Genomic DNA, 24093 nt, shown 5'->3' with positions numbered 1-24093 from the left:
CGTCATACTTGTTCTAAAAGTGACTCTATTCACACCCTGAAAGCCGGTATATCCACATGGCGCAGGGCTCATCCGAAAAGCGAAACCCCTGGAAGTCAGGTGCGCGATGGTGAGGATCCTTCCTCGTGACGTCCTCAGGGGACGCCCAACGGTGACCACCTCGGATGTCGACGACGCACATCAGAAGATTGCTGAGCTGTTCTGCAGGCATGACCTCGTGCCGCAAGCGCGGGGCGCATCCGTGGACATGAAACTGCGGTCACTTCATCGTGGGGACGTCGGGATTGAGTACCTCGACTACGGTGCCGAGGTGCGCATCAATCCGGAGGGTCTGGAGGACTTCCACCTGGTCCAGATTCCGCTGTCCGGCCACGCCCTCATGCAAGTGGGCAAAGACGTCGTTGAATCGAGCCCAAAGCTTGCCACGGTTCCACCGCTCGACCGCCCGTTCTCGATGACTTGGGATGCCGGAACACCGCATTTGATTGTTTATGTGCGGCGCCTGGCACTCGCCTCAGTGGCAGGGCAGCTCTATGGGGAAAGCCCGAAGGATGGCGTCAACCTGGGCTACGCGATGGACCTTAATGGCCCCCTGGGTCGCGCGTTCATGAGGTCCGTCGTCGAACTCCACGACGACATGATCAGCGAGCCGGCAGGTGCGGCTCCCGTCTTTGTCCAAAACCTTCTCGTGGACACCATGCTGTCGCGGCTGCTGATGGCCATGGAGAACAAGCCTGCCGAAGGCGAAGTCCGGAATCCGAATGCTGAAAGCAAATTGATCCGGCGGTTCCGCGAGCTTCTGGATCGGCACGCATCAGAGGAACTCGCGGTGCCGGACATGGCGGAAAACCTTGGTGTCTCCGTCCGTACCCTCCAGATGGCACTGCGCGCCGAAGTCGGGGCAACCCCTTCGGAACTGCTTCGGCGGGTCCGGCTGGATCGCGCCCGTGCAATGCTTCTTGAAGCGGAGCCTGGCCAGGAGAGCATCGTTTCGATCGCGGAGCGCTGCGGCTTCTCGCACCAAGGACGCTTCTCGGCCATGTACCTGGAAACATTCGGCGAACTGCCCTCTGAAAGCCTGCGCAGGTGACTGCTGCCCGGATGTAGCGGGCCTGGGTCAGCTTTCGTGCGTCCGGAGTGAGCCGGCGGGCCGGTAGCTTCCCTCCAGCTGTGAAATGGCTGGCTCCTTGCTGTGCCCGATGTGCGCCACAGCCGGGGCCCGGCCCTGAGTTTCGCGTAGACAAACGAATCCTCTCGCGATCCAAAACCCATCTTTGGTATGCCAATCGGCATGCCCCCTGAGCTCCCGGGCGGTAAACCCGCGCGTAGTCTGTGGAAATTATCGGCATTTGGCCACGGGGGTATTGCCTTGGAATACCAAAGTCAATTACTGTGTGTGTATCGAGACAAGGTGACGATCGTCACAAGAACGGGAGGTGGGATGCGGGACACGCTCATTGAATGCGTGCGGCTGGCACATGAAGGGCCGCCTGTCGACCTGCTCATCCAGGGCGGCCGCATCGGGCAGATCCAGCCGGCCGGCGTCATAGATGCCGGCGGGGCAGTACGCGAGGACGGCGCTGGCGCGCTCGCGCTGCCGGGAATGGTCGACGCCCATTGCCACGTCGACAAGACGCTCTGGAACCGCAGCTGGGTACCGCATTCCGCGGGGCCCGTGCTCGAGGACCGCATCGCGAACGGCGAGCGGGGCCGCGCGGAGCTCGGCCTGCCGAGCCGCGACGGCGTGCACGCGCTGCTTGGGCAGATGGCCGCCACCGGGACGACCCTCGCCCGCACGCACACCGACGTCGATCCCGAAATCGGGCTGCGCGGTCTCGAGCTCGTCGCGAGCGTCGCCGAAGAGCTGGCAGACATGATCGACGTCGAACAGGTCGCCTTCCCGCAAGGCGGGCTGCTGACGCGCCCCGGCACGGCCGAGCTGCTCGAGTCGGCCCTTCAACAGGGGCTGGTCGGATGCCTCGGCGGCATCGACCCCGCCGCGCTTGAGCGCGACTCGGTGCGTCACCTCGATCTGATCTTCGGGCTCGCCGAGACTTACGGCGCCAAGCTCGACATCCACCTGCACGAGCGCGGCACCCTCGGTGCGCACACGATGGAGCTCATCATCGAGCGGGTGCTGCGGCACGGGCTCGAGGGCCGGGTGGCGATCTCGCACGGCGTGGCCATCGTCGAGGTCGACGGCGCCCAGTCCGAACGGATCTTGCAGGGCTTCGCCGAGGCGCGGATCTCCCTGCTGACGGCGACGGTCTACAACACTCCTGTGCTGCCGGTCGCCGAGATGCGAGGGCGCGGGGTCAACATCGGCGCAGGCAACGACGGCGTGCGGGACCTCTGGGGCCCGTACGGAAACGGCGACATGCTCGACCGCACCTTCCACCTCGCATACCGCAACGGCTTCAGGACTGACGAGCAGATCGCCGCGGCTTTCGACGTGGCCGTCAGTGGCGGGGCGATCGCCCTCGGGCGGGAACCCGCCCGGATCGAACCCGGTGCACCCGCGGATCTTTTCCTCATCGACGCCGCGAGCATCGGCGAGGCGGTCGCCTCCCGGCCGCCGCGGCGGCTCGTGCTGAAACGCGGCAAGGTCGTCGCGCGCCTCGGGAATCCGGTGCATGCGCGTTGACCCTGGCCTCGGCGAGCGGGACCCCGCTCGCCTTCTCCCCAACCCGTTCCGCATCCCGCGGAACCTCGCCCCGAAAGGCAAGAACAATGTCGTTCTCCCGCATCACCTTCGCACGCCGCGCTGCGGCCACCCTCGCGGCCGGCGGACTCGCTGTGCTCGCCTTCACCGGCTGCGGCGTCTCCGATTCCTCGGCCACGGCCGCCGGGGGATCGGCTAAACCCGCCGCAGTCGACGGGAAGGCGCCCCTCTTTGACCTCCTGCCGCAGGAGGTCAAAGACAAGGGGGTGCTGACCGTCGCCACCCAGCCCGACTTCGAGCCGGCCAACTTCACCCCCGCCGGCTCGACCGGCATCCAAGGCTACAACGTCGACCTCATGGAGGCGATGGCCAAGAAGCTCGGCATCCCGGTCAAGTGGGAGAAGGTGCCCTTCGACCAGATCCTGATCGGCATGCAGAGCGGCAAGTTCGACGCGGCGATCGCCGGCATGACCGACCGCAAGAAGCGGCAGGAGCAGGTCGACTTCATCGACTACCAGTGGGCCGGCACCGTCTTCATGGTGCAGAAGGGCAACCCCAAGGGCATCACGAGCGCCGTCGACGGCGGCTGCGGCGCCAAGATCGGCGACGTGAAGGGCTCCGACGCCAACCGCCTCGTCGACCAGATGGCCAAGGCGTGCGTCGCCCAGGGCAAGCCCGCCACCGAGCTCATCTCCTTCCCGAACTCGAGCGACAAGAACCTCGCGCTCACCTCGGGCCGTATCGACGCCATTTTCTGGCCTGACATGGCGGTCTCGGTCATCCAGCGCGAGACCGGCGACAAGCTCGAGTCGCTCCCCGTCGACTTCGAGGAGAAGGTCTACCTCGGCATGACCTTCAACAAGGCGCAGACCAAGCTCCGCGACGCCTTCCTCACCGCCCTCAAGGAGATCCAGAAGGACGGCAGCTACGACGAGGTCCTGAAAAAGTGGCATGTTGAGGTCATCGACCTCAAGACCCCCGGCATCAACCTGGCGCAGAAGTGATCATGTCGGAGCTGAACCCCTCGTCCTCCCCGGCTTTGACCGGGCCGGCGCATTACGTGCGCCTCCCCGGCGACGAGCCGCCTGTGCAGGAGGCGCCGGTACGCGCGAAACGGCGCCCCAAGTACGGTCAGATCGTCACCGGCTTCGTCGCGATAGCCTTGCTCGCGCTCGCCATCCAGTCCCAGGCGCAGAACCCCAACATGGAGTGGGGCGTCACCTGGGAGTACATGTTCAACCAGGTGGTCCTGCAGGGCGTCGGCGTCACGATCCAGCTGGCGATCTTCGCCATGCTGATCTCGATTGTGCTCGCCTTCGTCATCGCCCTGATGATCCAGAGCAACAACAAGGTGGCGAGCGTCATCGGCCGCGCCTATGTCTGGTTCTTCCGCGGCGTGCCGATGCTCGTGCAGGTGCTGCTCTGGTTCAACCTCGCGGTGCTCTTCCCCAGGATCCTCGGGCAGGACACGAACACCCTTATCTCGGGCTTCACCGCCGGCCTCATCGCCCTCTCGCTCGCCGAGTCGGGCTACATGGCCGAGATCATCCGCGGCGGCATCATCTCGGTGCCCGCGGGCCAGACCGACGCGGGCGTGAGCATCGGCCTCACCCGCAACCAGGCGCTGGCACGCATCGTGCTGCCGCAATCGATCCGGGTGATCATCCCGCCGACCGGCAACCAGTTCATAGGCATGCTCAAGGCGACCTCGCTCGTCTCGGTCATCGGCGGCAGCGACCTGCTGACACGGGTGCAGCTCATCTACGGGCAGAACTTCAAGATCCTGCCCCTGCTCATCGTGGCGGTGCTCTGGTACCTGATCCTGGTGACCATCGCCGGTATCGGCCAGCACTTCCTCGAACGTCGCTTCAACGCCTCGCAGCCCGGGTCACGCAAGCCCCGCAGGCGCACACCGGGCGACCCGGCGACAAAGACCACGACCATTCGGACCACTACCGGAGGTGCGCTGTGACGCAAGTACTCCCTGCGAGGCCCGCGAGCGACACGATGCTGCGCATCGACGGCGTACACAAGTGGCTCGGGAACAACCATGTGCTTCGGGGCGTCGACATCGAGGTGCGGACGGGCGAGATCGTCTGCATCCTCGGGCCGTCGGGCTCGGGCAAGAGCACGCTGCTGCGATGCATCAACCACCTCGACCCCGTCGACGGCGGCATCATCGAGGTGAACGGCGAGCGCGTCGGCTACGAGCTGCACGGCGGCCAGCTCTTCGAGCAGAGCGAACGCCGCGTGGCCAAGGCCCGCCAGCACATCGGCATGGTGTTCCAGCACTTCAACCTGTTCGGCCACATCACGGCCCTCGACAATGTCACCTACGGACCCACTAGGGTCCTGGGCCGCCCGCGCAAGGAGGCCGTGGCGCATGCGCGGCAGCTGCTGGCCAAGGTCGGCCTGGCCGACAAGGACGCCTCATACCCGAGCCAGCTATCGGGCGGCCAGCAGCAGCGCGTGGCGATCGCCAGGGCGCTCGCCATGGAACCGCGGCTCATGATGTTCGACGAGCCGACGAGTGCGCTCGACCCCGAGCTGGTCGGCGAGGTGCTGCAGACCATGCGTCAGGTGGCCGAGGAGGGCATGACGATGATCGTCGTCACGCACGAGATCGGCTTCGCCCGCGAGGTCGCTGACCGGGTGGTCTTCATGGACCAGGGCCGTGTGCTCGAGGATGGCCCGGCGCGGGAGGTGCTCGACAACCCGCGGCACGAGCGCACAGCCTCCTTCCTCCGCCGCGTGCACTGAGTCCCGCGTGTATTGAGTCCCAGCGCATTGAGTCCAAGAAAGAAGGAACAGAATGACTGACAAGCTCACCGTAAGGAACGTGCGCCCGTGGGGCGCCGAGGCCGCGGATGTCACTATCAGCGGTGGCGTCATCACGCAGGTGGCACCCGCCTCGGGTGTGTTCGAACCCGGAGACATCGACGGCGGCGGCCTGCTGGCCGTTCCCGGGTTCATCAACACACACGCCCACGTCGACAAGAGCTGGTGGGGCAAGCCGTGGGTGTCGTACACCTACTCCGACCAGCCGACCGTCGAGGGCTGGATCGCGAACGAGCGCGCCCAGCGCGGGAACTATGACATCCCGAACGCGAACTCGGCCGCCGCAGTGCTGCGCGAGTTCCTCCGCCACGGCACCACCGCGACCCGCACGCACATCGACGTCGACCTCGGCATCGGGCTGAAGGGCCTCGAGACGGTGCAGGCCGCCGTCGCCGAGCTCGACGGTGCGATCCAGGTCGAGACGGTGGCGTTCCCGCAGGACGGCGTGCTGCGCCGGCCGGGCGTGATGAGGCTGCTCGACGAGGCCGCCCAGGCCGGGGCCGACAGCATCGGAGGGCTCGACCCGGGCACGATCGACGGCGACGTCGAGGGCCAGCTCGACGGCCTGTTCCAGATCGCCGTCGAGCGGGGCGTCGGACTCGACCTGCACCTGCACGACTTCGGCTCGCTCGGCGCGTACGAGTACCGCCAGGTGATCCGCCGCACCATCGACGCCGGCCTGCAGGGCAGGGTGAACATCTCGCACGGTTTCGCCATGGGCACGCTGCAGCAGGGTGTGCAGGAGGAGATCATCGAGGGCCTCGCCGAGGCGGGCATCTCGTGGACTACCGTCGCGATGAGCGGCACCGCGCCGCTGCCCTGGCAGCGGATGCGGGAGCGTGGCGTTCCGCTGGGCCTTGGCACTGACGGCATCCGCGACCTGTGGTCGCCGTTCGGAGACGGGGACCTGCTGCGCGTGGCATTCGCCTTCGCGCGCCTGCACGGGTTCCGCCACGACGACAAGCTCACCACCGCGGTCGAGTACGCGACGAAGCACGGGGCACCGTTTGTCGGACGGGAGCAGCACGACATCGTCGCCGGTGCGCGCGCCGACATTGTCCTCCTCGACGCCGAGAACGTGCCGGACGTGCTCGTGCGCTGCCCGCAGCGGCGCCTCGTGGTCTCCGGAGGCCGCGTCGTCGCCCGGGACGGCGAAGTGCTGGTCTGACGGTCGGCGGAATGTCGGAGGGCGCCCATCATCCTGATGATGGGCGCCCTCTGCGTCCTGCTCCCAAACAGCTACTCGCTGAACAACCCCGCCAGGTCCTCGGCCGAGAGCGAGCCGCCGGCCAGGGCGTCGCCTTCCATCACGTCGGCGAACAGCTGCGACTTCTTCGCCTTCAGCGCCATGACCTTTTCTTCGATGGTGTCCTTGGCCACGAGGCGGTACACCATGACGTTCCGCTTCTGGCCGATCCGGTGCGTGCGGTCCACGGCCTGTGCCTCGGACGCCGGGTTCCACCACGGGTCCAGCAGGAACACGTAGTCCGCCTCGGTGAGGTTCAGTCCGAAGCCGCCGGCCTTCAGGGAAATCAGGAACACCGGTGCGGTGCCGTTCTTGAACTCGCTCACGACGTCGGCCCGGTTGCGGGTGCTGCCGTCCAGATAGCAGTACTCCACGTCCTCGGCATCGAGCCGTTCGCGGACCTTGCCCAGGAAGCCGGTGAACTGGCTGAAGATGAGGGCCCGGTGTCCTTCGGCGATGATGTCCTCAAGCTGCTCGAACAGCACGTCCAACTTGGAGGAACGTACGGCGGACAGGGACTCGTCAACCAGCGAAACGTCCAGGCTCAGCTGCCGCAGCAGGGTGAGCGACTGGAAGATGGTGAAGCGGTTCTTGTTGACGTCGTCGATCAGGCCCAGGATCTTCTGCCGTTCCCGCTGCAGGTGGGTCTGGTACACCTTGTGGTGCCGGGGGTTGAGCACCACCTCAAGGACCTGTTCCTGCTTCGGCGGCAGGTCCTTGATGACCTGTTCCTTGGTGCGGCGCATCATGAGCGGGCGGACCCGGCGGCGGAGCTTGTCCAGCTGCGCCGAGTCGCCGTTCTTCTCCACCGGCTTCTGGTAGTTCTCCGCGAAGCGCTTGGGTGAGGAGAAGAGCCCCGGTGCCACGATCGAGGTCAGCGCCCAGAACTCCATGAGGTTGTTCTCCAGCGGCGTACCCGTGATGGCCAGCTTGAACGCCGCCGGCAACTTCCGCGCGCACTGGTAAGCCTTGGACTGGTGGTTCTTCACGAACTGCGCCTCGTCCAGCATCAGCCCGGCCCACTCGCGGGAGGCGTACGCCTCCTGGTCGATCCGGAACAGCGCATAGGAGGTGATGACGACGTCGGCCCCCGCCATCGCGTCCGACGGCGCCGCCCCGCTTTTCGCGAAGGTTTCAGTGATGGTCCGCACGCTCAGCCCGGGGGCGAAACGCTGTGCCTCCGCGGCCCAGTTGCCCACCACCGAAGTGGGGGCGACGACGAGGAAGGGGGCGGTGCCGGCCGACCCGGCACTCTCCTTGGCGGCACTCTCCTTGGCGGCACAGATCAGCGCGATCGCCTGCACCGTCTTGCCCAGGCCCATGTCGTCCGCGAGCACGCCGCCCAGGCTGTGCTTGTACAGGAAGCTCAGCCAGTTGAAGCCCTCCAACTGGTACGGACGCAGCTCAGCGTCAAGGCTGGCCGGCAGCGGCAGTCCGGTCACACCGTCGTCGAGCAGTCCGCCCACGGACTCGCGCCACGCGGCCGCCTGCTCATCCACGATCCCCAACTGCGCGAACTCGTCCCACAGCCCCGCCTGGAAGCGGCTGATCTGGAGGGTGCCGTCCTTGTGCGGGTGTTCCTGCAGGGCGCGGGCTTCGTCGATCAGGGCGCGCAGCTGGTGCAGCTCGGGCAGGTCCAGGGAGAAGTAGGCGCCGCTGGGCAGCAGCATGCGGCTTTGCCCGGCGGCCAGGGCGGAGAACACGGCGGCGAAGGACACCGGCTCGCCCTCGAGGGTGATGACGATGCCCAAGTCGAACCAGTCGCGGCTGTCCGTGGCCTTGGTGGAGATGGACACCACGGGCGCCTCGGAGGCCTCGCGGTAGTCGGCGATCTCGCCGCTGGTATCCACCACGACGTCGGGCAGCTCGCGCAGCCGGGGGAGCACCTCTTCGGTGAAGGCCAAGGTGTCCAGGCCATCCAGTTCCACGGCCGCGGCCAGGCGCGGCGCACCCCAGCCGCCGCTGGAGGACTCGCCAAGCGGAGCAACCACGTCCCACGGCCGGCCGAGGCTTTCCAGGATGCGGGCTTCGGTGGCGTCGTCCCGGTAGCCGTGGTCGTCCGGGTGTCGCCAGAGCGGCTGCGCCGTGACGAGTTTCCCGGCCGTGTAGTGCCATTCCCAGTGCAGCCGTACCCGGTGGTCCGCGCCGTAGTTGGCCAGCAGGGACAAGGTGGGGACCGCGAGCACGGGCAGCTCCACCGACTCGTCCTTCGCTGTCAGCCGCGCACTCTGCCGCAGCTTCGGGTAGAACGCCGTGAGGAAGCGTTCCTCGTCCTGAGCCGGGATCTGCAGCCGGGTGGCCTCGGATACGAAGTCCAGCAACTCCTGCGATTCGCCACCGGCAAGGGGTGCCAGGGTGATGAGGTTCTGGGGCTCGGGCACCCCGGGGAGTACCTCCGCTGCGCCGCCGGTGAAGAACAGCCCGTGTGCCGGGCGCCCGATCAGCCCCAGCGACGCCGGATCAATGGCGTCCCCGCCGACGGTGACGGACGGCGCAAGCTCCAGTCCGCCGTCGTGCGCTTTGTCCGTAACGCCGGCCTGGCGGCTGAGGTCGAGCCCGACGACGGCGGGCTCCGCGGCAATGCGGACCGGCTCGGTGCCGCCGGAGTGCAGCAATTCGAGGCCGATGTCCTTCGCCTCGGCGAAGAGGTCCCAGAGCTTCTTGCCGGAATAGTCGTTGAGCAGCAGCCACATGTTGGAGCCGAAGTTCCGGTGCTCGCTGCTGGAATGGCCGGCCAGGAGTTCCTGCAGCCAGTGGAGGTGGGCCTCGTTGAACTCGCGCTTGTAGCCCAGGTAGTTCAGGTTGGACCAGGAGGCGTCGCCCTTGATCCACTTGCCCTTGGCGCCCATCATTACGGGCCGGGCCTTGAGCTGGCGGATGCTGCGGATGGGGTCCCGCCGGCCGGTGTAGGCGAAGTGCGGGGCGGGTTCCTCCACCTCGAACTGCAGGGCCAACGGAAGTCCGCGGCCTGCTTGGGCGGCGTTTCCGCCGCCCGAAATGAGCCGGTCCAGGGCGCGTTCCCAGGCCGGGCGCTGCAGCGGGACCGTGCTCCGGGAGGTCTGGCCGGGGGCGGGCACGCTCAGCAGCTGCGCCCGCACGGTGGGGTGGTCCTCCGCCGCGAACAGCAGGGCGGCCACGTGCTTGCAGTCCTTGCGGACCGGGCAGCTGCAGACGCCCACGGTGCAGCTCCAGCCGGACGGCTTGCGGACCAGCTTGGCCGAGGTCGAATAGGGTGCGGCGCCGCTGCCCCGGACCTTGCCGAGCATGAGGCCCGTGCCGGCGTCGAAGGTGATGTTGCTGACCCGGCTGCCCATTGCGTACGCCAGGCCGGCCGCCAAGGAGCGGTCGTTGATGGCGGGAGTTTGAATCGCCAGATCCCAGGAATCGTCTGAGTGGGAAGGCATTCGGGAGGGCTACTTTCGGCTCGGGGCTATCTATGAATCCTACTGGCCCGGCCCGGCCCGGGCCGCCGCCGAACTTCGCCGCCATGTTTGGGCACGGCCGCAGCGGGGCACGTCCACCGCCACGGGCACTACGATGAGGCAGTGATGGCTGGGACATGGTTGACGAAAGTGCGCAGTTACGTCCTTCCGTCGGGGATTCTGCTGGCGGGCGTCGTTTGCCTGGCTACCGGCTTCCTGTCGGGACTGGGGTTCCAGGCCCTGGCGGTTCGGACCGTTCCGATCCTGCTGTTCGTGGTGGCCATGACCGTGGTGACCGAACTGGTCTCCGAAGCGGGCCTCTTCCAGGTGGTAACGGACCGGATCGCTGTCTTGGGCCGTGGGCGGGTGTGGCTGCTGTGGCTCTTGATCGTCGCCCTCGCTGCAATGTCGACGATTTTCCTGTCGTTGGACACCACGGCGGTGCTGGTGACTCCGCTCGTTGTGCTGCTGGCCGTGCACGCCGGAATCCCGCCATTGCCTTTCGCGCTGACCACTGTGTGGCTGGCGAACACCGCGTCCCTGATATTGCCTGTCTCCAACCTGACCAACCTTCTGGCCCAGAACCGGCTGGCGATGTCGCCCCTCGAGTATGCAAGGCTGGTCTGGGCTCCATCGCTCGTTGGCGTGGTTGTGCCGCTGCTGATCATCGGTGTTGCGTTCCGCAGGCAATTGCGGGGACGCTACGGCCCGCAACCCCGGCACCAAGTGGTGGACCGCCCCTTGCTGGTGGTATCCGCCGTGATCCTGCTGTTCCTGCTGCCTGCCCTTGTCTCGGGGATCCCGGTGCAGTTCCCGGCGCTCGTGGCGGCCTTTCTCCTGCTTGTCGCCTTCGCCTGGAAACGACCGTCCGCGCTGAAATGGTCAATGATCCCGTGGCGGCCACTCATGCTGACGGTCGGCCTCTTCATGGTGGTGGAGGCCCTGCACGCGAACGGGCTGGCTGCGCTGTTGGCCCGTGTCGCGGGCGGAGGTGAAAGCCTGCCCGCGCTGCTGCAGCTCGCGGGGACCGGTGCGCTGGCTGCCAACGCCGCAAATAACCTGCCGGCCTATCTTGCGCTGGAACCCGTGGCCGGTTCGCCCGTGCGCTTGGCCGCGCTCCTTGCCGGGGTGAACCTGGGGCCACTCATTTCTCCGTGGGCTTCCCTCGCCACACTCCTCTGGCACGAACGCCTCCAGGCGCTCAATGTCAGCATTCGCTGGAGCGGCTTCGCCGTGGCCGGCCTCGTCACCGCAGTGCTGGTTCTTCCGGCGGCCGTCCTTCTCTTGTGGGTTTCTTCTGGAATGACCTGACCGCCGGGGAACGGTGCATCAATATTCGCCGGACGTTCATCTTGTCCTCGGCTTGTGCCGCGCGGCCCGCGCGTAGCGTGAAAAGCGTCCGGAGCACCACCCGCCTCAAGCAGTGAGGAATCCCATGACCAGCAACGAATCCACCCCTGGGTACCCGACAGTCCTGACCAAGGACAGCATCGACGCGAACGCCGCGGACGTCGTGGACGCCAATGTCATCGTGGTCAACGAGATGTACGAAGCACTGCTCAATCATGACGAGATCGCCCCCAACGCGCTGCGCAGCTACTACGTGGACTACTACCTGACCCAGGCCCTGTCCGGCGGCTTCGCCCAGTACGTGTTCACGGTTCCGGAGCGCGAGGACGTCGACGTCCTGGTCCGCGAAGGCCTCGAGGGCATGGGCGCCACGGCCCACCTGGACCTCTTCAACCGCACGGCCGAGGCCTTCGACGCCCTGTCCGAAGAGGAAGCCGAAGCGTACATGGACGGCGAACTGGACGAATCCGAGGTACCTTCCAGCGCCGTGGTTGCTTTGGAGGAACTGGACGGCGAGTTCGAAGCCCTGCTGGAAACCGAGGACATCATCGAGCTCAACGCGGCCTGGCTCCGCGGGCAGGACGGCGTGCTGTACCTCGACCGTGAGCAGCTCGAGGCCCACATCGCCGCCCGCGTCGCCCTGGTACCGGACCTGGAGGAGCGCCGGGCCGAGGCTGCCGAAGCCGAGCTCCTCGACGCGCCGGAGTTCGAGCTCATCATCCGCGAACTGTGCGACGTGGCCGGTTTCGCCCTGGAAAAGATCACCCTGGGCGATCCGAACTACATCCACGACGGCGGGAAGACCCTCGCTTGGCACTTCAGCACCGACCACGGCGACTACCTCATGATCGAGGAAGACGACGAAGCCTTCATGATCCACCCGGAGACGAAGGAAATCATCGCGGCCGTGGAGTTCGAGGACGACGACGAGCTCGAGGGCGCTGAGGCGTAACCGCCCGGTTTTGCAACGGCTCGGGCCCCGGGTCGCGGGAGACCTGCGGGGTCGCTGGAAGGTTCCGGCGACCCCGCAGCTTTCCGGCGACCCCGCAGCGCGACGGCTCTCTGCCTTAGCAAGCACGGGGCTCCGGCCTGCGGCGCAGCGCCGCCAGGATTCTGTCTTTGAATTCTCCTTCGTTGAAGAGGTCCTGCCACTTGAGCCGCAGAAACATCCAACCCTCTTCCGTGAGGGCGTTTTCCCGTTGGCGTTCCTGGTAGAGGACTTCGTCCGTTGGCGCATAGTCGAAGTACTTCGTTTTTCCGTCGAATTCGAGTGCGATCTTCCTCGCTTTCCACGCGAAATCCATCCGGTGACGCCCTGCCCTGCTAGTGACCTCGAACTGGATTTCCGGCATAGGGATCTTCAGCCGCTGCAGGAGTTCGCGGGTCAGGGTTTCGCCCGCCGATTCGGAGCGTGGGTCTGCGTTTTCGAGGACCCGGCGGAGATTCTTCACGCCGCGCCTGCCTGGAATTCCATCTGCCATGGCCCGCATGAGAGCCGGGTTTGCGCCCTGTCCGAGAGCGTTGTCCATGATGATCAGGCTTCGCCGGTAATCCAGCATCAAGGCGCAATCGACCACCGTCCGTTCCAAGGAGGTGACTCTGAGCCGTCGGATGGCCACGACATCGGCCTCCGTGAATGCCCGGGTATGCCCGCGGACATCCTTTCCCAGACGGCCGCTCGACGGTCGAGTGCGCAGAAGGACGTGGATTGCGTTATCGGCATTCCAGACGAACAAGCCGTGCAGGCGCGCGGCGGAAATGTGGCTGTAAACGAAGGCGCCGTCCGACGTCGTCCGCGTTCCGTGGGCGTGCGCCAGTATCAGCTGCTTGCTCCGCACGGACGGCTTCTGTCTTTCCCACAGGGTGGCGCGGATGCAGCAGCCATACCGCAGACGGACCAGTTCGTGGTGGCGGACCAGCACCGCGATGGCCCGGGAATTCAAGCCCGCGGAGTGCAGTTGCCCGGTGCGCCACAGGGATCCGGTTGCGGGGAGTTCAGGAAGGGCCGGGGGTGCCGGAAGCTGCGGTTTTGTCATCTACCAAGCCTTGGCGCGTCCTCCGCCCAGTGACAGGGACCATCGATGCTATGTGGAAAACCCCGGGGTCGCGGAAAGGCTGCGGAGTCGCTGGATCGTTCCGGCGACCCGGCAACCCTCCCGCGAATCGGTGCGCTCCGACGCCCGCCAGAAGCATGAGCTGCCAGGTGCCGGCGTTCTTCAGATCAGGTGCGGAGGCCATGCCCCGATCGTAACGAAGCCCGGTCAGTACCCCATCCCCGAATCCTGCTTGATCATGTCGCCGGACGGGCTCACCAGATACCAGACGTTGCCGTAGCCCTGGCCTTTCACTTCGCCGGCGGCAGTGTCCTGCGCAAAGAAGTAGACCGGCATTCCGTTGATGGTCACCTGCTTCTTGCCGTCCGCCGTCGGGATGGTGCCGATGGTTCCGCTCACGCCCTCAACCGCGGGCTTGTCGGAGGTGGTGGTCACGGCAGGCCAGAGCGCCACGCAGGCCCCTTCGCAGGCGCTCTTGCCGGAGTCCTTCACGTCCTTGGTGAAGTAGTAGACGCTCATGCCGTTGGCGCCCACCACGATGTTGCCCGCGCTGGAGCTGGCGGTTTTCAGCTCCGGCCCGGCGGCGGGCGCGCTCGAGGCCGGCGCGCTCGAGGCCGGCGCGCTCGACGACGGGGCGCTCGACGACGGAGCAGCGTTCGTGGGCGAGGTGCTGGTGGGCGAGCTGCCGGGGCTGCCGCCGCAGCCGCTCAGGGTAACCGCGAGGACCAGTGCAGCCACGGGGGCCAGTGCGCCGAGTCCGCTGATCGGGTGCAGGCGTTTCATGGGTTCGCTCCTTCGTCGGGCCGGCCTGGACCGGCCGGACGCTCACCCGGTACGACGCCCGCAGGTGTTGAATGGTTCACGGGGAACTGAACCTTTTCGGGCGGGCAGGCGTCGTAACAGCGAAGGCAGCCGGGAAAAGAACCAGGAGGCAGCGATGCCGTTGGACGGCAACATGAGCGACGAGGACGTGGTGGCCGCGATCTACCGCGACCACGGCACCGCGCTGCGCCGCTTCGTGCTCAGCTGCACCAGCGACGAAAACCTGGCGGACGACGTCGTGCAGGAAACGGTGCTGCGGGTCTGGCAGCACGCGCCGCAGATCACCGGAAGCCTGCGCAGCTATCTGTTCCGCACCGCCCGGAACGTCATCATCGACAACTACCGCAAGGCCCGCCGACGCCCGGCCGAAGCCGGCCCCGACGCCCTGGAACTGGCCGAAAGCAGCGAGCGGGTGGACGAACTGCTCAACCGCGTCCTCATGGAAGAGGCCCTGCTGCGGCTCAGCCAGGAACACCGGCAGGTCCTGGTGGCCCTGCATTACCAGCGCTTCACGGTCAACGAGGCCGCCCTGCGGCTCAACATTCCCGCCGGCACCGTGAAATCCCGGGCCTTCTACGCCGTGCGCGCCCTGCGCACCATCCTGGACGAAATGGGGGTGCAACGATGAACGAACACGCGCTCCTGGGCGCTTACCTGCTCGGCGGGCTGGAACCGGCCGAGGCACTCGCCTTCGAGGAACACCTCGCCGGCTGTGCCGCCTGCCGCCGCGAACTCGCCGAACTGGAGAGCCTGCCGGCGCTGCTCGACGCCGTTCCCGTGCCCGACGCCGTCGAGCTCGCCGCCGGCCGGGGACAGGCCGCCGAACCGCAAGCCGGTGCGCCCGTGCTGCTGGAACTTGCCGCCCGACGTCGGAAGTCCCGGCGGTGGCGCGCCGCACTGGTGGCGGGGGTCGCCGCAGCCTGCCTCGCCGCCGGGGTCCTGGCCGGACCGGTGGTGGGCGGGCTGCTCAACCCGCCGCCCAAACCGGATGCCAGCTACTCCCTGCAAGCCGAGAACGGAATGCAGCTGACCGTGGGCCTGGTGAAGAAGACGTGGGGCACCGAGCTCGAACTCGAAGGCCGCAGCATGCCGCTCGAGGGCACCCTGTACCTGTGGGTCAAGGACCGCGACGGCGGCGAGGAACTCGCCTGCGGCTGGACCGCGACCCCGAGCGGGCGCATCAAGGTCACGGGCGCGACGCCGGTGCAGCTCGCCGGGATTTCCGGTGTGGAGCTGCGCGACGAAGCAAGGAAGACGGTGGCTGCGGTTTCGGTGCCGTGATGCTTCGCCTCGCGGAACGTGCCGATGATGACGGAGGGCCCGGCAGCGGGTTGCCGGCCGAGCCCAAACTGCGCTCTCATTTCCGGCGCTGCACCGGCCAGACACTCCAGAATTACCGCAAGCTGTTCTCCGGCGCCCGGCGCCGGTAGCCAGTACTTGGAACTGGCTACATATTTCGGGTCCACTTTCCACGAAGCTGGCGTAATGACGCTTCGCAGGATTGTTCAATTGTTCGCAGGCCTGGCGCTGTATGGGTTCTCCATCTCGGTGCTGATCAAGGCCGGGCTCGGTATTTCACCTTGGGACATCTTCCACCAGGGTCTCGGGAGGCTGACGGGGATCAGCATTGGCGCTGTCATCGTCGGGGTCAGTTTCCTGGTGTTGCTTCTGTGGATTCCGCTGAAAATCCGTCCTGGCTGGGGGACCTTGGCGAACGCCGTGCTCATCGGTACATTCGTGGACCTGTCGATGCCGCTGTTGCCTGAGGCGGAAGGGATTCTCTGGCAGATCGTCTTCCTGGCCGGCGGGCTGTTCCTGCTCGCCGTGGCCAGCGCTTGTTATCTCGGTGCCGCGTTTGGCCCGGGGGCACGCGACGGCCTGATGACAGGCCTTGCCCGGAGAACCGGCTGGTCGATCAGGCTGTGCCGCACCTTGATCGAAGTCACGGTCGCTGGCGCAGGCTGGCTGCTCGGGGGAACCCTCGGGATTGGAACCATTGCCGAGGCGTTCCTGATCGGTCCACTGGTCCAGTGGCTCATGCCATTCTTCGCTCTGCCGCACCGCGCCACGAAGCCGCTGAGCGCCGAAGCTCTCTACGACCAGAATGCGGGCGGAAGCTAGCGATCCTGCGCTTGGCGTTACGCCGCGCCGGCCATCCACCCCGGCAACTGCACGTTGTTGAAGCTGTAGAGGTGGATGCCGGCGATGGTCCCGGCCGGGCCGGCCAGATCCGCCACGAGGTTTTCGGGGGAGTAGCGGTCCCCGAGGAACAGCTTGCGGGCCAGCGTCTTCTGCTTGCCGAGGAACTTCATGGACGAGCCCACGCCGATCTGGGTTGCCAGGGACAACAGCTTGGCCCGCGGCACGGCCCCGGCCACCCCGGCCCACACCGGCAGGTGGACGCCTTCGCGGCGCAGCAGTGCGGCGTAGTTCTGGATCTCCGGCGCGGAAAAGCACATCTGCGTGACAATCCGGGTAGCGAGGTGCTGCTTCGCCAGCAGGTCATCCAGCAGTTCCAGGCTCCCGACGGCGGGATGCCCCTCCGGGTAGCCAGCGACGCCGGCCGCGATCCTGCCGCCGGAACGTTCTGCGATGTCCTCAAGCAGCGGGCGGGAGGACGCATACGGTCCCGCCGGCTGCTGGGCGTCGCCGCCGATCGTGAAGACTTCCGTGATCCCCGCCGCTTCGCAGTCGCGGACGATCCCGGCCAGCTGCTCGCGGCTTTCCAGCGCCCGCGCCGCGAGATGGGGAACGACGTCGTAGCCCAGCTCCCGGAGTTCGAGCGCCGACCGCATGGTGCGGGCGATGCCGTGGTGCGGCAGGCAGGTGATGGTCAGGGTCGTGGACGTCGGTACGGCGGCCACGAGCTTCTCGGCGATGCCCGCAGACGGGATGATTTCGATTCTGGTGGGAAACATCTGTATCCGCCTCACGCGCCGGTTGCTTTGCTCGGACCCGCTTTTGTTGCACCCGCGGTGAGGAGGGTGCGGGCTTCCTGGCGGGTGGTGCCGGAGTCCTGGATGCCTTCGGCGATGTGGGCGGCGTGGTCGAAGTGCGCGGGGATGTCGCGGCCCTTCTTGCGCATCGCGGTGGCCCAGAGCCGGCCGGCCCGGTAGGAGGAGCGGACCAGGGGTCCGGACATGACGCCGAGGAAGCCGATCTCTTCGGCTTCGTCGGCCAGGTCCACGAATTCCTGGGGCTTGACCCAGCGGTCCACGGGCAGGTGCCGTTCGGAGGGGCGCAGGTACTGGGTGATGGTGACCAGGTCGCAGCCGGCCTCGTGCAGGTCCTTCAGGGCCTCGGAGATCTCGGCGCGGGTTTCGCCCATGCCCAGGATGAGGTTGGACTTGGTGACCATGCCGTGGTTGCGGCCCTGGGTGATGACGTCCAGGGAGCGTTCGTAGCGGAACGCGGGGCGGATGCGCTTGAAGATCCGGGGCACGGTTTCGACGTTGTGCGCGAACACCTCAGGGGCCGAGTCGCAGATCGCGGCGATGTGCTCGGGGTTGCCGGAGAAGTCCGGGATGAGGAGCTCGACGCCGGTGCCGGGGTTCAGTTCGTGGATCTTGCGCACGGTTTCGGCGTAGAGCCAGACGCCCTCGTCCGCCAGGTCGTCGCGGGCCACGCCGGTCACGGTGGCGTAGCGCAGGTTCATGGACTGGACGGAGCGGGCGACCTTGGTGGGTTCGAGCCGGTCCAGGGGGGAGGGCTTGCCGGTGTCGATCTGGCAGAAATCGCAGCGGCGCGTGCATTCGGAGCCGCCGATCAGGAAGGTCGCTTCCCGGTCTTCCCAGCACTCGAAGATGTTCGGGCAGCCGGCTTCCTCGCAGACGGTGTGCAGGCCTTCCTGCTTCACGAGGTTCTTCAGGCCCACGAACTCGGGCCCCATCTGGACCTTGGCCTTGATCCACTCGGGCTTGCGTTCGACCGGTACCGCTTTGTTGCGCTGCTCAACACGCAGCAACTTACGGCCTTCAGGTGCAGGGTTGTTCAGGTGCACGCTCATGGGGAGCTCCAGGATCCAGGTGGCGCGGGGCGCCACGACGAGGTGGGTTCCTCCCCGCTCTGTATTGGACCTGAGAGATTCCGCGCTCCCGCAGCTGCAGGAGGCGCTTGCCCCGTCGGTGAGCCCGGACTGTGGGTCCAGCCGGGCTGCTTTCCAGAGGTGCCTTGCCGCGGCGGTACATGGGCCTGAGAGATTCCCGGGGAGGGTTTGCTCCTACGGCGCCTGGTGGATGTACCGGCAGGACTCTCCCGCCGCAGATCGTAAGCGCGTGCCGCCACGGGGCGGCACGTTCACAGGGTACCGGCCGGGGGCAGCCCGGGGCAAAGCACGGAGGCCGATCAAAGGCTTGAATGCGAACTGTCTCAGCTGATTCGCCGGAGCCCTGCGGGGTCGCCGGAACGTTCCAGCGACTCGGCACTGTTCCGGCGAACTCGGTGTTAGTAACCCTGCTTGCCCGCGTTGTCCCGGAACTCGGCGAGCAGTTCGGGGTCCTCGCAGGCCTTTGCGAACGCTTCGATCCGCCGTTCGATTTCCCGCCCCAGCAGCCAGCCGCCGATCTGCTCGGCAAGCGGCTTCAGGAAAGCCGGGCGGCAGGAAAAGGTGTACTTCCAGACGGCGCGGGTGCCGCCGTCGTCGGGGGTGAAGCGCCAGCCGCCGCCGAAGTTCTCGAAGAACCATGGCCCGGAAACCATGGTCATGCCCACGTTCTTCGGCGGGGCGTAGGAGACGTATTCGCTCACCATGCGCAGGCCCATGCGGGACACCGTACGGGTGCGGACGCCCTTGCCGGCCGCGGTGGCGCCATCCACGAAGGACTGACCGGAAATGAAGGGGTCCCATTTCAGGCGGAATGCCCCGGTGGTCTGGGACATGGCGAAGGCGGTTTCGGGGTCGAGCCGGATGAAGCGCTCCGCGCGCACCTGGGGCATCAGCCTGCACCATACTGGATGAAGTGTAGGAGGCCCCATGAGGCAACGGCCAGGCCCGCAATGGCCACTCCGGTAATTCCCGTGATGCGCCCGGCGCTCATGCGCCCGGCTCCCCGGATGGCCAGCACCCCGCAGCCGATTGCGAGCAGTTCCAGCAGCCGGGCCACCGTGACGAATACCTCATATGGAATCCGGTGCCCGAATGGGCCCCAGGCGATAAATGCAAGGGCAGTCACAAGAACCACCACCGGCCCCAGCAGCGCGCAGATGATGCTTGTCATGCCTGCAGCCAGACCACGGGTGCCCGATGGCGGCCGCTGCGGAATGTAGGTAGGTACCGGCTGGCTCATTTGTTCCCCCAATGTTTGTGCCGCTCAGACCTTGCGGTAGCAGAGGTCGAAGATCATCCGGCCGGCTTCGTGGGCCTTGTTCTCGAAGCTGGTGCGGATGCGGCCGTCGAAGCGCGGGGCCCAGCCGCCCACATGGTCCACGCCTTCGTTCGGGCCGGTGTGTTCGGTGCTGACCGGCGCGCGGCCCTCCTTGACGGGCGCGCCGCCCACCACGGATTCGACGCCGGATTCCCACACCTTGGTGAGCGGGCTCTCGGGACCGGAGCGTTCGCCGTCGTGCAGGTTCTCGAAGTCCGCCGAAGCGGCGACGACGTTCCGGACATGGACCGCGTAGTTGGACCAGTCGGTGGCGACCCGCCACAGCCCGCCCTTCTCGAGGACGCGGGCCACGAGGGCGGCGAACTCCGCCTGGATCAGGCGGCGCTTGTGGTGCCGGGACTTGTGCCAGGGGTCCGGGAAGAAAACCCAGACTTCGCTGACGGAGCCGGCCGGGAGCATGGTGGCCAGGACCTCGGGGGCGTTGGCTTCCACGACGCGCACGTTGTCCAAGCCCCGGCTGGCGATCTTGATCAGGGTGTTCGCCAGGCCCGGGGTGTAGACCTCGACGGCCAGGAAGTCCTTGTCCGGGTTCTCTTCGGCGGCGTGGCAGACGGCCTCGCCCAGGCCTGAGCCGATTTCCACCACCAAGGGAGCCTTGCGCCCGAACTCGGACTCGGCGTCGAACACGTAATCCGGGTGGACGGAGGTGTTGGCCACGTGCCGCGGCACGTCCAGCACCCAGCGGTCCGCGTGCTCGTCCCAGGCCTGCTGCCTGCGGCCCTGCAGGCGCGTTCCGCGGCGCACGAAGCTGACCGGACGGCCGCCGTAGGTGCCGAAGGAGGCCTGGCTGCCGGGGGTGACGGGACGCGGCATGGGGGACTGCGCTGCGGGCAGCGGGGACTGCGGAATATCGGGGGTGCTCATCCCTTTCAGGATAGCGGGGCGGCAGGAGGGCGGGGCTTGGCCTGCTGCCAGCAACCAGCGCAAATGCAGCGACGCCAACCTTTAGCAGTCACAAGTATCAGAACGGTGTAGGTCTGTGGCCGTGCGGCTCAACTACTCTTCGGGCCTAGGAACGGAACCTGCGCCGGTTCAGACAGACTCCGGTGAGTTGCCGGCTACAACCAATTAACATATCAACTCTTGACCGGGGCGGATCACACCCTTAGGGTTCTGATATATGAGTCATATATCACATATGCCGATCCCGACTCGAGGGTTTCATCTCGAGGGGCCGGCGCGAGGGTGCTGGAAACCAGGGCCTTGCCGTAGCCATCTCGAAGAGCAGTGATGCATGACGACGCCGAAATCATCTCGCGAGTCCTGCGCGGCCACACCGGCTGGCATCGAGCCAGCCGGCATCGTCCACCGGTCGCCAAGGGCTGCGGCTGTCAGTGCGTCTAGGAAACGGCGCTCGGGTGCCGTCAGCGGTTTGCGCTGAAACCAGAAGGGAACAAATCTCCATGATCCAACCGACCAGTACGACGGCCTCCGTCGACACCGCCATATCAAAAGAGACCAGCTCCAAGTTCAAACGCCGCTTCATGGTACGGCTCGTCGCCGTGTTCATCGGGGGCATGTTCCTCGACGGCTACATCCTCGGAATCATCGGCCCCGTCACCGGACTCATGCGGTCGGACCTCCAGCTGGACGCTCTGTCCCTGGGCATGATCGCTGCCGGCCCACTGGTGGGTATCTTCGTCGGCTCCCCGCTGGCCGGCTGGGCTACCGACAAGTTCGGACGCAAACCCATGTTCCTCGTGGACATGGGCCTGTTCCTGCTCGCCTCAGCGGCCCAGTTCTTCGTAACCTCCGGAGACGGGGCCGTGATCCAGCTGGCCATCATCCGGTTCTTCATGGGCGTCGCGATCGGCGGCGAGTACTCAATCGGCGGGCCATTGCTGTCGGAGTTCTCCCCTCCCAAGCTCCGCGGGCGGCTGCTCGGCCTGACTCTGATCGCCTGGTACGTCGGTTTCATGATGGCGTTCATCATCGGCACCCTCCTGCACGACGCCGGGGCACCATGGCGCATCGTCATCGGCACGAGCACGATACTGGCGCTCATCCTGTTCGTCGCTCGAATCGGCCTCCCCGAATCGCCGAGCTGGCTCATTACGAAGGGACGGCGTGAGGAAGCACTCGCGATCGCACGCAGATACGTCGAATCGCCCCAGATGCACAACAGCATCACCGAAGAGATCGATCTGAGGATGATCCAGGAAGCCGAAGCCGCAAAGAGTAGGACCAAAATCAAGAGTGCCTCCTTCGGAATGCTGTTCTCAAGGCAGTACTGGCGCACCACCCTCTTCACCTCAGGTTTTTGGTTCTGCGCGGTCACTCCGTATTTCGCGATCGCGACCTTCGCCGACGAGGTGCTCAACCAATTCGGCTTCGGCGGCGGCTGGGCCGGTGGAGTCGGCCTGTCCGCACTTGCGGCCGCGGGTGTTGTCACCACCGTGCTTCTGATTGACAAGCTCGGCCGCCGAATCCTCACCGTGCCCGGGCAGTGGCTCTGCGCAGGCATCCTGCTGATCATCGGAGTCTGGGCGGACGCACCAGCGATCCTCGTGCTCGGCCTGTTTCTCGCCTTCTCCTTCTTCAATGCCGGCTACACCACGATGACCCAGGTCTATCCGGCCGAGGTATTCCCCGGCCACCTGCGCGGCATCGGCATGGGCTTCGCCGCGGCCTTCAGCCGCATCGGAGCCGCACTCGGCACCTTCGCCCTGCCATGGGCGATCAGCAACATCGGCATGGGTCCAAGCATGGTCGTAGCCGCCGCCGTCGCATTACTCGGCGCAGTCCTCTCGCAATGGCTCGCACCTGAGACGAAGGGCCGCACCCTCGCCGAGATCTCAGCAAACTTCTCACACTGACACCGGGACTTCACAGTAGGATCCCGCAGGGTCATCCGCACTAGTCCGGCGACGTGACGGATCGCAGAGGGCCTTCCCTGGGGGCGCGGCATCTTTGGCGCGTTCCTGGGTGGTGGCGTTGAACGGAGGGCCGCCGCTGGTGATCAGCTGCGGGTGGTGAGACCTGTGTTGCTGGCACAACTTTAGGCCTGGGAAATGAACGGCGATATGGCGGCGGCGTGTAAATTTCGGAGCGTGACACCGAACGCCCCCGAGAACCCCGAACTGCTGGTCGATGCCGAAATCGACGAGGTCCCCGCGGCCGGACCCACAAGGGTCTCCACCAAGAAGGGCCTCGTGTACCTGGGCATCTGCCTGGTGCTGATCGGCTTCAACCTGCGCACGGTGTTCTCCAGTTTTTCCGTGGTGCTTCCGGAAATCACCGCCGACGCCGGCCTGCCGGGCTGGTCGGTGGTGGTGCTCACCACGGTGCCGGTGACCCTGCTGGGCGTGTTCGCGCCGTTGGCTCCGGTGCTGGCCCGGCGTTTCGGTGCCGAGCGGGTGCTGCTGGGTGCCATGGCCGTACTGACTCTTGGACTCCTGCTGCGTCCTGTCGACTTCCCGGTTGCCGGCCACCTGCCCGCGCTGCTGGCCGGAACTGCCGCCTGCGGTGCCGCGATCGCCCTGTGCAATGTGCTCCTGCCGGGCGTGGTGAAGCGCGACTTCGCCCACCGCCTGGGACTCATGGGCGGTTTGTATACGACGGCGATCTGCGCCTCCGCTGCGCTCGGTGCCGGCTTCACCTATCCGGTGTTCCGGGCAGCCGGCCACTGGACTGCGGCGCTCTGGTTCTGGGCGCTGCCGGCCGCCGTCGTGCTGTTGCTGTTCCTGCCGCTGGCGCTCCGCCAGCCCGCCGTCCGGCACCAGCTGCAGGTGCAGGGCGTGAACGTGTGGCGTTCCGCCGTCGCCTGGCAGGTGACGGTCTTCATGGTGCTGCAGGCCATGATGTCCTTCAGCGTGTTCGCCTGGCTGGCGCCGATCCTGCGCGAGCGGGGGATCGACGGCGGCACGGCCGGGCTGATCGTGTCCGTTTCGATTGCGCTTCAGATGCTTGGTTCGCTGTTCGCCCCGGGCCTGGCCGCGCGGTTCACGGACCAGCGCGCCATCAACGTAGTGGTGGCCCTGATGACCGGCGGCGGCTTTGCGCTGAGCATCTTCGGCCCCGTGGAGCTCGCGTGGCTGTGGACCGGATTGCTGGGCCTGGGCCAGGGCAGCCTCACCGCGGTGGCCCTGACCATGATCATGCTGCGCACCAGGGAAGCGCACACGGCGGCGCACCTGTCGGGCATGATGCAGGGGCTCGGCTACGGACTGGGTTCTACCGGCACCCTGCTGGTGGGCCAACTGCATCAGGCCACGGGTGGCTTCGCGGCGGCGGGCATCCTGTTCCTGGTGGTCGGTGCGCTGGCGGCGGTGTTCGGCTACCGCGCCGGCCGGAACCGGTATGTGGAGGGCTGAGG

At 66.6% G+C, this 24093-nt stretch carries 21 protein-coding genes and 2 riboswitches; of the genes, 13 read left to right on the top strand and 8 right to left on the bottom strand.

The window, feature by feature from the left end; genetic code table 11:
• The first annotated feature begins 151 nt into the window (after window positions 1-151).
• From ACN9M4_RS17385 to ACN9M4_RS17360, 6 genes are all read left to right on the top strand, one after another.
• The gene (locus ACN9M4_RS17385; protein ID WP_426300072.1) at window positions 152-1090 is read left to right on the top strand and encodes an AraC family transcriptional regulator; all 939 of its coding nucleotides are present in this window, start codon (window positions 152-154) and stop codon (window positions 1088-1090) included.
• A 321-nt stretch (window positions 1091-1411) separates the two neighbouring features.
• The gene (locus ACN9M4_RS17380; RefSeq protein WP_426300070.1) at window positions 1412-2644 is read left to right on the top strand and encodes an amidohydrolase; all 1233 of its coding nucleotides are present in this window, start codon (window positions 1412-1414) and stop codon (window positions 2642-2644) included.
• Window positions 2645-2730: 86 nt separating this feature from the next.
• Window positions 2731-3666, top strand: coding sequence for an ABC transporter substrate-binding protein (locus tag ACN9M4_RS17375; protein ID WP_426300068.1), 936 nt, complete (start codon window positions 2731-2733; stop codon window positions 3664-3666).
• 2 nt (window positions 3667-3668) lie between these two features.
• Window positions 3669-4634: an amino acid ABC transporter permease gene (locus ACN9M4_RS17370; RefSeq protein ID WP_426303525.1), complete on the top strand. Its 966-nt coding sequence runs from the start codon at window positions 3669-3671 to the stop codon at window positions 4632-4634.
• Between the two features lie 35 nt (window positions 4635-4669).
• Complete coding sequence (locus tag ACN9M4_RS17365; RefSeq protein ID WP_426303523.1) at window positions 4670-5422, top strand: amino acid ABC transporter ATP-binding protein; 753 nt, start codon at window positions 4670-4672, stop codon at window positions 5420-5422.
• Between the two features lie 52 nt (window positions 5423-5474).
• On the top strand, window positions 5475-6668 hold the full coding sequence (locus ACN9M4_RS17360; RefSeq protein ID WP_426300066.1) for an amidohydrolase: 1194 nt from the start codon (window positions 5475-5477) through the stop codon (window positions 6666-6668).
• Window positions 6669-6739: 71 nt separating this feature from the next.
• Here the strand turns inward: ACN9M4_RS17360 and ACN9M4_RS17355 are convergent, their stop codons facing one another.
• Window positions 6740-10150, bottom strand: a complete 3411-nt coding sequence (locus tag ACN9M4_RS17355; protein ID WP_426300064.1) for an SNF2-related protein — start codon at window positions 10148-10150, stop codon at window positions 6740-6742.
• A 144-nt stretch (window positions 10151-10294) separates the two neighbouring features.
• Between ACN9M4_RS17355 and ACN9M4_RS17350 the strand changes: the two genes are divergently transcribed.
• A complete protein-coding gene (locus tag ACN9M4_RS17350; protein ID WP_426303521.1) occupies window positions 10295-11479 on the top strand; it encodes an SLC13 family permease in 1185 nt (394 codons plus the stop codon).
• A gap of 124 nt (window positions 11480-11603) precedes the next feature.
• Window positions 11604-12470: a DMP19 family protein gene (locus tag ACN9M4_RS17345; RefSeq protein ID WP_426300062.1), complete on the top strand. Its 867-nt coding sequence runs from the start codon at window positions 11604-11606 to the stop codon at window positions 12468-12470.
• Window positions 12471-12585: 115 nt separating this feature from the next.
• On the opposite strand, the gene ACN9M4_RS17340 is transcribed toward ACN9M4_RS17345, so the two are convergent.
• Both ACN9M4_RS17340 and ACN9M4_RS17335 read right to left on the bottom strand, forming a co-directional pair.
• Window positions 12586-13554: a type IV toxin-antitoxin system AbiEi family antitoxin domain-containing protein gene (locus ACN9M4_RS17340; protein ID WP_426300060.1), complete on the bottom strand. Its 969-nt coding sequence runs from the start codon at window positions 13552-13554 to the stop codon at window positions 12586-12588.
• Window positions 13555-13779: 225 nt separating this feature from the next.
• Entirely contained in the window at window positions 13780-14355 is a 576-nt protein-coding gene (locus tag ACN9M4_RS17335) for a COG4315 family predicted lipoprotein (protein ID WP_426300058.1), read from the bottom strand.
• A 154-nt stretch (window positions 14356-14509) separates the two neighbouring features.
• Between ACN9M4_RS17335 and ACN9M4_RS17330 the strand changes: the two genes are divergently transcribed.
• The 3 genes from ACN9M4_RS17330 to ACN9M4_RS17320 all read left to right on the top strand — a co-directional run bounded on the left by ACN9M4_RS17330 (window position 14510) and on the right by ACN9M4_RS17320 (window position 16515).
• On the top strand, window positions 14510-15022 hold the full coding sequence (locus ACN9M4_RS17330) for a sigma-70 family RNA polymerase sigma factor (RefSeq protein ID WP_426300056.1): 513 nt from the start codon (window positions 14510-14512) through the stop codon (window positions 15020-15022).
• Window positions 15019-15675, top strand: a complete 657-nt coding sequence (locus ACN9M4_RS17325) for an anti-sigma factor family protein (RefSeq protein ID WP_426300054.1) — start codon at window positions 15019-15021, stop codon at window positions 15673-15675. Before ACN9M4_RS17330 ends, ACN9M4_RS17325 begins: the two co-directional genes overlap by 4 nt.
• Window positions 15676-15879: 204 nt before the next feature.
• Window positions 15880-16515, top strand: coding sequence for a YczE/YyaS/YitT family protein (locus ACN9M4_RS17320; protein WP_426303520.1), 636 nt, complete (start codon window positions 15880-15882; stop codon window positions 16513-16515).
• Window positions 16516-16532: 17 nt separating this feature from the next.
• Here ACN9M4_RS17320 and ACN9M4_RS17315 read toward each other — a convergent pair whose 3' ends face one another.
• From ACN9M4_RS17315 to trmB, 5 genes are all read right to left on the bottom strand, one after another.
• Entirely contained in the window at window positions 16533-17312 is a 780-nt protein-coding gene (locus ACN9M4_RS17315) for a methylenetetrahydrofolate reductase (protein ID WP_426300052.1), read from the bottom strand.
• 11 nt (window positions 17313-17323) lie between these two features.
• Window positions 17324-18400 carry a lipoyl synthase gene (gene lipA, locus ACN9M4_RS17310; protein ID WP_426303519.1) on the bottom strand — a complete coding sequence of 359 codons (1077 nt, stop codon included), beginning with the start codon at window positions 18398-18400 and terminating at the stop codon, window positions 17324-17326.
• Between the two features lie 49 nt (window positions 18401-18449).
• Window positions 18450-18562: riboswitch (glycine riboswitch) on the bottom strand.
• A gap of 1 nt (window position 18563) precedes the next feature.
• Window positions 18564-18661, bottom strand: a riboswitch (glycine riboswitch).
• 176 nt (window positions 18662-18837) lie between these two features.
• Window positions 18838-19329, bottom strand: a complete 492-nt coding sequence (locus ACN9M4_RS17305) for a type II toxin-antitoxin system RatA family toxin (RefSeq protein WP_426300050.1) — start codon at window positions 19327-19329, stop codon at window positions 18838-18840.
• Complete coding sequence (locus tag ACN9M4_RS17300; protein ID WP_426300048.1) at window positions 19329-19610, bottom strand: hypothetical protein; 282 nt, start codon at window positions 19608-19610, stop codon at window positions 19329-19331. Before ACN9M4_RS17300 ends, ACN9M4_RS17305 begins: the two co-directional genes overlap by 1 nt.
• Before the next feature lie 93 nt (window positions 19611-19703).
• Window positions 19704-20642, bottom strand: coding sequence for a tRNA (guanosine(46)-N7)-methyltransferase TrmB (gene trmB, locus ACN9M4_RS17295; protein WP_426300046.1), 939 nt, complete (start codon window positions 20640-20642; stop codon window positions 19704-19706).
• Between the two features lie 539 nt (window positions 20643-21181).
• Between trmB and ACN9M4_RS17290 the strand changes: the two genes are divergently transcribed.
• Both ACN9M4_RS17290 and ACN9M4_RS17285 read left to right on the top strand, forming a co-directional pair.
• On the top strand, window positions 21182-22594 hold the full coding sequence (locus tag ACN9M4_RS17290; RefSeq protein ID WP_426300044.1) for an MFS transporter: 1413 nt from the start codon (window positions 21182-21184) through the stop codon (window positions 22592-22594).
• 234 nt (window positions 22595-22828) lie between these two features.
• A complete protein-coding gene (locus tag ACN9M4_RS17285; protein WP_426300042.1) occupies window positions 22829-24091 on the top strand; it encodes an MFS transporter in 1263 nt (420 codons plus the stop codon).
• The last annotated feature ends 2 nt before the right edge of the window (window positions 24092-24093 follow it).

The sequence above is a fragment of the Arthrobacter sp. R-11 genome (assembly GCF_049913155.1).
In the GTDB taxonomy this organism is placed as follows: domain Bacteria; phylum Actinomycetota; class Actinomycetes; order Actinomycetales; family Micrococcaceae; genus Arthrobacter.
Note: the sequence above shows the minus strand (reverse complement) of the source record. Positions and strands in the feature narration are given on the sequence as shown.

What these genes read in the sequence shown, in the direction of transcription:
- ACN9M4_RS17300 (WP_426300048.1), bottom strand. Translation starts at nt 19,610, where the DNA reads ATGACAAGCATCATCTGCGCGCTGCTGGGGCCGGTGGTGGTTCTTGTG.
- lipA (WP_426303519.1), bottom strand. Translation starts at nt 18,400, where the DNA reads ATGAGCGTGCACCTGAACAACCCTGCACCTGAAGGCCGTAAGTTGCTG.
- ACN9M4_RS17365 (WP_426303523.1), top strand. Translation starts at nt 4,670, where the DNA reads ATGCTGCGCATCGACGGCGTACACAAGTGGCTCGGGAACAACCATGTG.
- ACN9M4_RS17335 (WP_426300058.1), bottom strand. Translation starts at nt 14,355, where the DNA reads ATGAAACGCCTGCACCCGATCAGCGGACTCGGCGCACTGGCCCCCGTG.
- ACN9M4_RS17325 (WP_426300054.1), top strand. Translation starts at nt 15,019, where the DNA reads ATGAACGAACACGCGCTCCTGGGCGCTTACCTGCTCGGCGGGCTGGAA.
- trmB (WP_426300046.1), bottom strand. Translation starts at nt 20,642, where the DNA reads ATGAGCACCCCCGATATTCCGCAGTCCCCGCTGCCCGCAGCGCAGTCC.
- ACN9M4_RS17360 (WP_426300066.1), top strand. Translation starts at nt 5,475, where the DNA reads ATGACTGACAAGCTCACCGTAAGGAACGTGCGCCCGTGGGGCGCCGAG.
- ACN9M4_RS17315 (WP_426300052.1), bottom strand. Translation starts at nt 17,312, where the DNA reads ATGTTTCCCACCAGAATCGAAATCATCCCGTCTGCGGGCATCGCCGAG.
- ACN9M4_RS17330 (WP_426300056.1), top strand. Translation starts at nt 14,510, where the DNA reads ATGCCGTTGGACGGCAACATGAGCGACGAGGACGTGGTGGCCGCGATC.
- ACN9M4_RS17370 (WP_426303525.1), top strand. Translation starts at nt 3,669, where the DNA reads ATGTCGGAGCTGAACCCCTCGTCCTCCCCGGCTTTGACCGGGCCGGCG.
- ACN9M4_RS17340 (WP_426300060.1), bottom strand. Translation starts at nt 13,554, where the DNA reads ATGACAAAACCGCAGCTTCCGGCACCCCCGGCCCTTCCTGAACTCCCC.
- ACN9M4_RS17375 (WP_426300068.1), top strand. Translation starts at nt 2,731, where the DNA reads ATGTCGTTCTCCCGCATCACCTTCGCACGCCGCGCTGCGGCCACCCTC.
- ACN9M4_RS17305 (WP_426300050.1), bottom strand. Translation starts at nt 19,329, where the DNA reads ATGCCCCAGGTGCGCGCGGAGCGCTTCATCCGGCTCGACCCCGAAACC.
- ACN9M4_RS17355 (WP_426300064.1), bottom strand. Translation starts at nt 10,150, where the DNA reads ATGCCTTCCCACTCAGACGATTCCTGGGATCTGGCGATTCAAACTCCC.
- ACN9M4_RS17345 (WP_426300062.1), top strand. Translation starts at nt 11,604, where the DNA reads ATGACCAGCAACGAATCCACCCCTGGGTACCCGACAGTCCTGACCAAG.
- ACN9M4_RS17290 (WP_426300044.1), top strand. Translation starts at nt 21,182, where the DNA reads ATGATCCAACCGACCAGTACGACGGCCTCCGTCGACACCGCCATATCA.
- ACN9M4_RS17350 (WP_426303521.1), top strand. Translation starts at nt 10,295, where the DNA reads ATGGCTGGGACATGGTTGACGAAAGTGCGCAGTTACGTCCTTCCGTCG.
- ACN9M4_RS17320 (WP_426303520.1), top strand. Translation starts at nt 15,880, where the DNA reads ATGACGCTTCGCAGGATTGTTCAATTGTTCGCAGGCCTGGCGCTGTAT.